Source organism: Streptomyces africanus, from assembly GCF_002150735.1.
Classification (GTDB): domain Bacteria; phylum Actinomycetota; class Actinomycetes; order Streptomycetales; family Streptomycetaceae; genus Streptomyces; species Streptomyces africanus.
Map to the genome: position 1 here is coordinate 1 of NZ_MUKA01000290.1, position 8395 is coordinate 8395.

At 71.9% G+C, this 8395-nt stretch carries 8 protein-coding genes; 6 read left to right on the plus strand and 2 right to left on the minus strand.

The window, feature by feature from the left end; all coding sequences use genetic code 11:
* The 3 genes from CCL05_RS31730 to CCL05_RS31740 all read left to right on the plus strand — a co-directional run.
* On the plus strand, nt 1-331 hold a 331-nt coding region (locus tag CCL05_RS31730), incomplete at its 5' end, for a DUF3556 domain-containing protein (protein ID WP_158102512.1).
* A 270-nt stretch (nt 332-601) separates the two neighbouring features.
* Nucleotides 602-1087: a CinA family protein gene (locus CCL05_RS31735; RefSeq protein WP_244204478.1), complete on the plus strand. Its 486-nt coding sequence runs from the start codon at nt 602-604 to the stop codon at nt 1085-1087.
* 60 nt (nt 1088-1147) lie between these two features.
* Nucleotides 1148-1477: a dienelactone hydrolase family protein gene (locus tag CCL05_RS31740; RefSeq protein WP_244204479.1), complete on the plus strand. Its 330-nt coding sequence runs from the start codon at nt 1148-1150 to the stop codon at nt 1475-1477.
* Between the two features lie 16 nt (nt 1478-1493).
* On the opposite strand, the gene CCL05_RS31745 is transcribed toward CCL05_RS31740, so the two are convergent.
* Complete coding sequence (locus CCL05_RS31745; RefSeq protein WP_030525213.1) at nt 1494-2066, minus strand: GNAT family N-acetyltransferase; 573 nt, start codon at nt 2064-2066, stop codon at nt 1494-1496.
* A 142-nt stretch (nt 2067-2208) separates the two neighbouring features.
* Here CCL05_RS31745 and CCL05_RS31750 point away from each other — a divergent pair, with 142 nt between their 5' ends.
* The gene (locus CCL05_RS31750) at nt 2209-3960 is read left to right on the plus strand and encodes a penicillin-binding transpeptidase domain-containing protein (protein ID WP_030525214.1); all 1752 of its coding nucleotides are present in this window, start codon (nt 2209-2211) and stop codon (nt 3958-3960) included.
* 17 nt (nt 3961-3977) lie between these two features.
* Here the strand turns inward: CCL05_RS31750 and CCL05_RS31755 are convergent, their stop codons facing one another.
* Nucleotides 3978-5183, minus strand: coding sequence for a pyridoxal phosphate-dependent aminotransferase (locus CCL05_RS31755; protein WP_086564129.1), 1206 nt, complete (start codon nt 5181-5183; stop codon nt 3978-3980).
* Nucleotides 5184-6191: 1008 nt separating this feature from the next.
* Here CCL05_RS31755 and CCL05_RS31765 point away from each other — a divergent pair.
* Together CCL05_RS31765 and CCL05_RS31770 are read left to right on the plus strand one after the other, a co-directional pair.
* Nucleotides 6192-6719: a DUF2617 family protein gene (locus CCL05_RS31765; RefSeq protein ID WP_167409654.1), complete on the plus strand. Its 528-nt coding sequence runs from the start codon at nt 6192-6194 to the stop codon at nt 6717-6719.
* 123 nt (nt 6720-6842) lie between these two features.
* A partial coding sequence (locus CCL05_RS31770; RefSeq protein ID WP_086564131.1) for a polyamine aminopropyltransferase occupies nt 6843-8395 on the plus strand: 1553 nt, incomplete at its 3' end.

The following is an 8395-nucleotide window of genomic DNA, read 5'->3' on the forward strand; positions in this document are numbered from 1 at the left end:
CCATCGCGCGATGGCCGGTCACGACGAGGCCGACTACGTCCTGACCGACGGGGAGCGCATCTGCTCCACCGCGCTCGGCTGGAACTTCGGCGACGGTCATCTGCACAGCGAGCAACTGATCGCCGCCCTGCAGCAGCGCTGCGGGTTCGAGCCGGGGGAAGTCCGGGTGGTGCTGCTGGACGCGCAGCCGATCCATCGGCAGACCCAGCGTTACCGGCTCGTGGACGCCGCGACCGGAGAATTCGAGAGCGGTTCGGTGCGGGTCGCCGATATGGTCGTGCGCCAGCCGTGGGACGACGATGTCCCGGTGTACCCGGATCGCCGGCCCTGACGGGGGTTGTGTTGCCTCGGGGCGGGTCGGCGAAGTCGCGCGCGGTGGTGGTGGTGGCCCGCCCGGCGGATTCGCCGTCGGCTGCCCGCGTACCCGCGTGTCTAAACTGTCCTGCGTATTGCAGCACGGAATGGTCGGTTCCCGGACCTGGGCCGCACGGCAGCGCATCGCGGTGGGCGGCGCGTGGACTGTTCGCGGTGTCACCGGCGGGGTACGGCATGCGGAAGTGGGGTACTGATGTCGACGGAATCCGAATCCGAAGGAGTACTTGTGCCGGCTGTACTGGGGCGAGCCCATGACCGCGCCGAGGAGTTGGCTGCCATCGCCGAGCGTACGGGTCTCCAGGTGGCGGTGGCGGAATCGCTGACCTCCGGCCAGCTCGCGGCGGCGCTGGGCGCGGCGAGCAATTCGGGGGAGTGGTTCCGCGGCGCGGTGGTGGCCTACAGCCGGGAGGTGAAGCACCGGGTGCTCGGCGTACCGGAGGGGCCGGTGGTCTCCGAGCCGTCGGCCCGGGCGATGGCCGAAGGGGTGCGAACGCTGTTCGACGCGACACTGTCCGTCGGAGTGACCGGTGCCGGTGGCCCCGACCCGCAGGACGGGCAGGAGCCGGGGTCGGTGTGGTTCGCTGTCGCGGTCGAGGGTCGGGTCACCGCCTCGTTCCGGCTGTTCGAGGGCGAACCCGCCGAAATCCTGGACCAGGTGGTCGATCACGCGGTCGAGCTGCTGCTCGGCACGGCGAAGGAACTGCGGGCCTGATTCGTTGCCGCGCGAGGGCGCCGCGCTGCTCGCCGGAAAATGTTGGGTAGGGTCACGATCGTGCCGACAGTCGAGATCGAAATGCCCGGTGGATCCGCCGAAGCCGGCGGAATAGTCATCGACGAACCGGACAGCCCGCATCTCGAGGTCGCCGGCATCCGGGCGGCGGTACTGGCCGGACACGCCGACAACGACGGCTCGAACACTCCCGAACAGATCGCCGTGTTCGACACGGCGCTGCGAGACGCCGGCCTCGACCACCGCACTGCCGTATACCCGGACGCGGTACACGGCTACACCATGGCCGATACCGCGGCCTACCAGGAGGCGGGCGCGGAACGGCACTTTCGCGAACTGCGCGAACTGTTCGCCCGCACGCTGACGCGGTAACCGGGCCGGTCGCGGATCAACCGCCCGTAACGAACACCAGCCCGTGCCCGGTTTCGGCCGGTGCGCTCACTTCGCGCACCTCGGTCCGGTCCAGCCGGTAGCCCAGGCGGCGGGGTACGGCGGCGCTGCGCTCGTTGGCGGCGTCGCAGCGGATCTGTACCTGCTCGATACCGGGCAGCCGCAGTGCGGCATCGGTGAGCGCGGCGACCGCGCGGGTGATGATCCCCCGGCCGGTATACGCGATATGGCACCAGTAGCCGATCTCCAGGGCCGCGGGTCCCACTCGATCGTGCAGTCCTACCGCGCCGAGCAGAGTGCCTTCGGTATCGAAGATGCCGTAGCCGAAATCGCCGTCGGCCGACGGCCATCCGGTGGCGGCGATATCGTTGAAGACTCGCTGTTCCTCCAGGGTGCGCGGCGTGGGCAGCCACGGCATCCAGGGATGGAGATGGTCGAACGAGGCGTTGATCGCCTCGCACTGGGCTGTCAGATCTCCGGTTTCCCAGCGCCGTACCACGAGGTCACCGAGGTCGATCCGCTGCGGTGGAACGATTCCGGGGGCCAGTGCGGGCGGGTCGGCGGTACTCACCTCGCCATCATCTCGGCACCGGTGCGTAGCGGGCAACCGGTTTGCCCGGGCACGGTCGTGGTCGGGTCCGGCGATGCGATCCGCAACACCGGAAGGTGGACCATCCGCGTCCGCCGCGCGTCCGGTCGATACAGTCGAAACGGTGCGCATCGATCGGAAACTCGTCGTCCTCATGGCCGCCCTGGGTCTGGCGCTGGCCGGTTGCTCCTCCGCGCCGCCCGAGCCGGACACCGTCGCCGAACGTTTCACCGAGGCGCTGAACAGCGACGATCTCGCTGTGGCCGCGGCGCTCACCGATGATCCGGCGCAGGCCGGTGAAACGCTCGGCTCCCTCTACGACGGATTGGGCAAGGAGGCGACCTTCGCGGTCGCCGGGGTGCACGAGGACACCTTCACCCTCGAAGCGACCTGGAAACTCGGGGCCGACGGCGGCAAAGAATGGAAGTACACGACCACCGGGACCGCCGGCGAGACCGACGACGGCTGGAAGGTGCACTGGAACCCGGCCACCGTCGCGCCGGGGCTCGATACCGGGCCGCTGAGCTACGCACCGGTGTACCCGCAGCCCGCCCGGGTCCTGGACGCCGGGGGCGGTGAGCTCATGACCGAGCAGGTGGTGACGCTCGTCCAGTTGTCGCCGGGCGCCGATACCGCCGCCGCGGCGGCCCTGCTCGCTCCGCTCGCCCCTGGGATCACGCCGGCCTCCCTGGATGCCGAACTGGCTGCCGCGCAGGGCAAACCGGTGACGGCGATAAGCCTCCGCGAAGCCGATATCGCACCGGTGCGGGACGCGTTGACCGCTGTCCGCGGGGTGACTCTCGCCCCGCAGACGCGGCTGCTGACCACCGACAAGGCGATATCGGCCCCGACCTTGTCGGGGCTGAGCGAACTCTGGCAGCAGCAGGCCGACGACGCCGCCGGCTGGGCGGTGCGCGCGCAGACCGCGGACGGCACGGTGCGTATCGCCGGCGCGGATCCGCGACCCACCGCCGATATCCGGTCCACTATCGATATCGGGCTGCAACGGGCGGCGGAAACCGCGCTGGACCCGATCGGCACCCCCGCGGCGATCGTCGCGGTACGACCCTCGACCGGCGAGATCCTGGCGGTCGGGCAGAATGCCGCCGCCGACGGCGCGGGGGCGATAGCGCTCACCGGTCTGTATCCGCCGGGCTCGACCTTCAAGACGGTCACCGCCGCCGCGGTGCTGGACGCGGGACGCGCCACCCCCGACACCGTGCTGCCCTGTCCCGGCGTCGCCGATATCGAGGGTCGCCGCATACCCAACGACGACAGTTTCGACCTGGGACAGGTCCCGCTGCATACCGCGTTCGCGCACTCCTGCAACACCACCATGGCCGGGCTCGCCGTCACGCTGCCTCCGGACGCGCTGCGGACCGCCGCCGAGCGGCTCGGTCTCGGGGTGGACTACGTGACGCCCGGGCTGACCACGGTGACCGGCAGCGTTCCGGTCGCGCAGAGTCCGGCGGAGCGGGTGGAGGCCAGTATCGGCCAGGGCCAGGTGACGGCCTCACCGTTCGGTATGGCGCTGGTCGCCGCGTCCGTCGCACACGGGAGCGCGCCCGCTCCGGTACTGGTGACCGGTTCGCCGGGCGTACCGGACCGGACCCCGCAGCCGCTGCCCGCCGCGGTGACCGGCGATCTGAAAACCATGATGCGGGAAACCGTCACCGCGGGCACCGCCACCCGGCTGACCGATATACCGAATCTGCTGGGGAAGACCGGCACCGCGGAATACGGTGACAACAGCAGCGCGCACGGCTGGTTCATCGGAATCCAGGACGATCTGGCCTTCGCGGTGTTCGTCGCCGATGCGGGTAGTTCCGGTCCTGCTGTCGACGCGGCGGGCCGGATGCTGCGGGCGCCGCGCTGATCACGGGGGTGCGCCGGCTATCCGGGGGGCCGGCGGGCACTCGCCTTTCGTAGCCGCCGGACGCCCTCGTCCAAGGTCTCGGGACGCTTACAGAAGGTGAAGCGGACGAGATGCCGCCAGGCGGCCGGATCGTCGGTGAAAACACTGACCGGCACCGCGGCGACCCCGAGTCGTGCGGGCAGGTCCCGGCAGAACCGGATTCCGTCGTCCTCGCCCGTGGGGCGGATATCGGCGCAGACGAAGTAGCTTCCCGCGCTCGGATGTACCCGGAAACCCGTCTCGGTCAGCGCCGCGGACAGGCGCAGCCGCTGCTCCGAGAGTCTGGTGCGCAACCGGGCCACCCACTCGAGTTCATGGGTGAGCGCGTGCGCGACGGCGGGCTGGAACGGTCCGCCGCCCACGAAGGTGAGGAATTGTTTGGCGGCGAGCACCGCGTCGATCAGCGGAGCCGCCCCGCAGATCCAGCCGATCTTCCAGCCGGTGACGCTGAACGTTTTCGCCGCGCTCGACACCACCAGTGTCCGTTCGGCCATCCCGGGGAAGGCGGCGATGCTCAAATGTTCGGCGTCGTCGAAGACCAGGTGCTCGTACACCTCGTCCGTCACGACGAGCAGGTCCCGCTCCACCGCGAGCTCGGCGATCGCGGCCAGCTCCGCGCGGGTGAGGACCGTGCCGGTCGGGTTGTGCGGGGTGTTGATCAGCAGCAGCCGGGTGCGGTCGGTGACGGCGTCGCGCAGTTCGTCGAGGTCCAGGCGGAAGCGGCCGTCGTCCGGGCGGAGCGTGACCGGCACCCGGCGCCCGCCCGCCATCGCGATGCACGCCGCGTACGAGTCGTAGTACGGCTCGAAGGCGATCACCTCGTCACCCGGCTCCAGCAGGGCGAGCAGCGAGGCGGCGATGGCCTCCGTGGCGCCCGCGGTGACGAGGACCTCCCTGTCCGGGTCGTACGACAGTCCGTAGCGCCGCTGCTGGTGGGCGGCGATCGCGGTGCGCAGCTCGGGGACGCCGGGGCCCGGCGGGTACTGGTTGCCGAGGCCGTCCCGCAGCGCCCGCACGGCGGCCTCCCTGACCTCCTCGGGGCCGTCGGTGTCGGGGAAGCCCTGCCCGAGGTTGATGGCGCCGGTGCTCAGGGCCAGGGCGGACATCTCGGCGAAGATCGTCGTCCCGAACTCGGCGAGCCGGCGGTTGAGGAGGGGGCGCGCACTGGAGGTCATGCGGGTCATCCTCCGCCGAAGCTCTGGAGTTCCTCAACTCTGCTTTGGGCCGGGCGGGCAGCGGGCATCCCCAGTTCACGCAAGAGCGAGGCGCCCACGGGGGGCCGCTTCGGGGGAAACGGAAGGAGGGTGACGCCATGGTCGTCGGCATCATCCTGGCGGTGATCGGAGTCGTTCTGGTCGGGGCGCTGGTATCCAAGGCGCGCGGGGGCGGTTCCGGGCAGAGGACGCGTCGCGGGGCAGCGTCCGCCGGCAGCAGCGGCAGCGGCAGCGGCAGCTGGTGGGCCGGGGGCGGGGACTCCGGCTCGTCCGGCGGACACCACGGGGGCCACTCCTGCGGCGGCGGCTCGTCCTGCGGAGGCGGGTCGTCCTGCGGCGGGGGTGGAGGAGGAGGCGGCTGCGGCGGCGGAGGCAGCTGACACACGTCGGCCGCGCTCCCGACGGGGGAAGCCGCAACCACCGAACGCGGGGTCCGCACCTGGGGCGGGCCCCGCGTTCGTGTGCGGGCTGCTGTCCGGGGTTCTGCCTGTTGTTCGGGGTTCCCGTCCGACGTACGCGTCGAACTTCTGTCTTGTGACTCGGAGTGCGTTCTGGCAACTTCGCATGCCTGTAGGACAACTGTGGCCGTGGACCGTCGGACCGAGGCGTGACCGCGGCAACTGCGCCCGTCAAGCGGGCACTTCGGAGGCCCGCCCGAAGCCCGGGCGCCCGTCCGGTCCGGCTTCGGGCGTGAACCACGGCGCACCGGCGCACGCCTCCCCGGTGCCGGCGCACGCCGTGGTTGAACAGTTGAGCTGTGGAGCCCTCTGAGGGATGGAAACCCCACGAACTTGGGTAAAAACGCTGTTGCGGCGCCACAGTTCATGATTCCCTCTCCATCACCGACGCAGCCTCCCGGACGTTCTGCGGACACCTTCCCAAAACCGGCCGACCGGTTTGCCCCGGGCCGATCCCCCCGGTGCGACCGGGGTGCAGCGGACCCCTCTCCCTCTCCTTGTGTGCTTGCGGAGCCGATCCATGCTCACGACCCTGAACACCTCCTACACCGACACCCGCGCGGCCGATCTCGCCTGGGCCCTGGGGCGCGAGCCGCTTCCCGCACTGGCCACGCTCGACCTCGAACTGGCAGGCGTCAGACTTCAGTTGCGGCTCCTCGGCGCGTCCCACCAGGTCCTGCTGGAGGAGGAGCGGGGCACCTGCTCGGAGACCGTGGCGTGCCTTCCGGGCAGCAGCACCCCGCTCCCGCTCGGCGTCGCCAAGCGGGTGGGCGACTGGGAGTACGAGTTCGCGGCCCGGGTCGAGGCCCTCTCACCCGGCTCCTTCGCGGGCCGGGCCCAGGAGTTGCTGGCCCTCGTCTCCGACCACCCGCACGGCCTGGCCGGCGTCTTCCCCGGCAGCCCGCACGCCTTCACGGCACTGCTGGCCCAGCACCACGAGGGCCAGGTGCACTGGCGGACCTGGCACGCGTACCCGCAGGACGGGCAGTTGGTGGCGACCCGCACGAAGGTGGGCGTGCGGACGTCGGCGGCGGCCACCGCCAACTGAATGCGCCCCCCCGCACGGCCCGAACGCGGCGAACCCGTTCTCGTACCGTTATCCGGCCTCGGTAAACCAGCACCACCCGTGTGGGTGACGGACCGCAGTGGAGACGTGACGTAACGTCGCAGCGTGATCGAGCCGCACGCGCCCGCCCCGCCCGGTTCCCCGCCGCCCTGGAGCGCCCCGGACGGCCCCCGCGGCCCGGCGCGGCTGCCCGTCCGGCCCGGCACCGGACGGTTCCTGGTCCTCGCGGGTGTGTTCGTCTGCGCGGCCTGCGGACTGGTGTACGAACTGGAACTCGTCGCCCTCGCCTCGTACTTGATGGGCGACTCCGTCACCCAGGCGTCCGTCGTGCTGTCCGTCATGGTCTTCGCGATGGGCGTCGGCTCCCTCGCCGCGAAGCGCCTGCGCGGGCTCGCCGCGGCCGGCTTCGGCGCGGTCGAGGCGACCCTCGCCCTGGTCGGCGGGTGCAGCGCGATGGCCCTGTACGCGGTCTTCGCCTGGACCGGCGACTGGGGCGGGATCTGGGCCGGCGGGCCGCGCTGCTTCCTGGTCGCCTTCTCCCTCGCGACCGGGCTGCTCATCGGCGCCGAGGTCCCGCTGCTGATGGAGCTGATCCAGCGCATCCGCCGCCAGGACGCGGGCGGCGCGGTGGCCGACCTGTTCGCCGCGGACTACGTCGGTGCGCTCGTCGGCGGGCTCGCCTTCCCCTTCCTGCTGCTGCCGTACCTCGGGCAGCTGACCGGCGCGCTGCTCACCGGCGCCGTCAACGCGGTCGTCGGGGGCGCGCTGGTCCTCGGCCTGTTCCGCCGGGACCTGACCCGGCGCGCCCGCTGGCTGCTGCTGGCCGCCAACGTGCTCGTGCTGGCGGTCCTCGCCTCGGCCGCCGTCCTCGTCGACGACTTCGAACGGGCCGCGCGGCAGGCGGTGTACGGCGGCGACGTACGCGTGGCGCTCCAGACCGGCGTGCAGGAGGTGGTGCTCACCGGTGGTACGGACGGCCGGCCCCCCGACCTGTTCCTCGACGGCCGGCTGCGGGTCAGCGGGCGCGACGAACTGCGCTACCACGAGGCCCTCGTCCACCCGGCCATGACCGGACCGCACGCACGCGTGCTGATCCTCGGCGGCGGTGACGGACTGGCGGCGCGCGAGGTGCTGCGGCATCCCGGGGTGGAACGGGTCGACGTCGTCGAACTCGACGGGGAGGTGCTGCGGCTGGCCCGCACCGACCCGGCCCTGTCGGCGTTGAACCAGCACGCGTTCGGCGACCCGCGCGTGCGCGTGACGGAGCAGGACGCCTTCGGCTGGCTGCGCGGAGCGCCCCCGGGGGCGTACGACGTCGTCCTGTCGGATCTGCCGGACCCGGGCATCACGGCGAGTACGAAGCTGTACTCGCAGGAGTTCTACGGCCTCGCGCGGCGCGTGCTCGCCCCGGGCGGCCGGCTCGCGGTGCACGCCGGGCCCGTCGCGGCCGGCCCTCGGGTGTTCTGGACGGTGGAGGCGACCCTGCGCGCGGCCGGTTTCCGCACCGCCCCGTACGGCACGGGCGGCCGCCACGCCGGTTTCGCCGCCGGCCCCGGCCGCACCCCGGCCGACCGCTCCCGGGCGCCCGGGGACTGGGGTTTCGTCCTGGCCGCCCGTACGGAGCCGCGACCGCGCCTCGACCCGCACGGCCCGCGCCC

Excerpts from the sequence above, each read along its gene's own strand:
- CCL05_RS31755 (WP_086564129.1), bottom strand. The coding sequence starts at position 5,183 with ATGACCCGCATGACCTCCAGTGCGCGCCCCCTCCTCAACCGCCGGCTC.
- CCL05_RS31765 (WP_167409654.1), top strand. The coding sequence starts at position 6,192 with ATGCTCACGACCCTGAACACCTCCTACACCGACACCCGCGCGGCCGAT.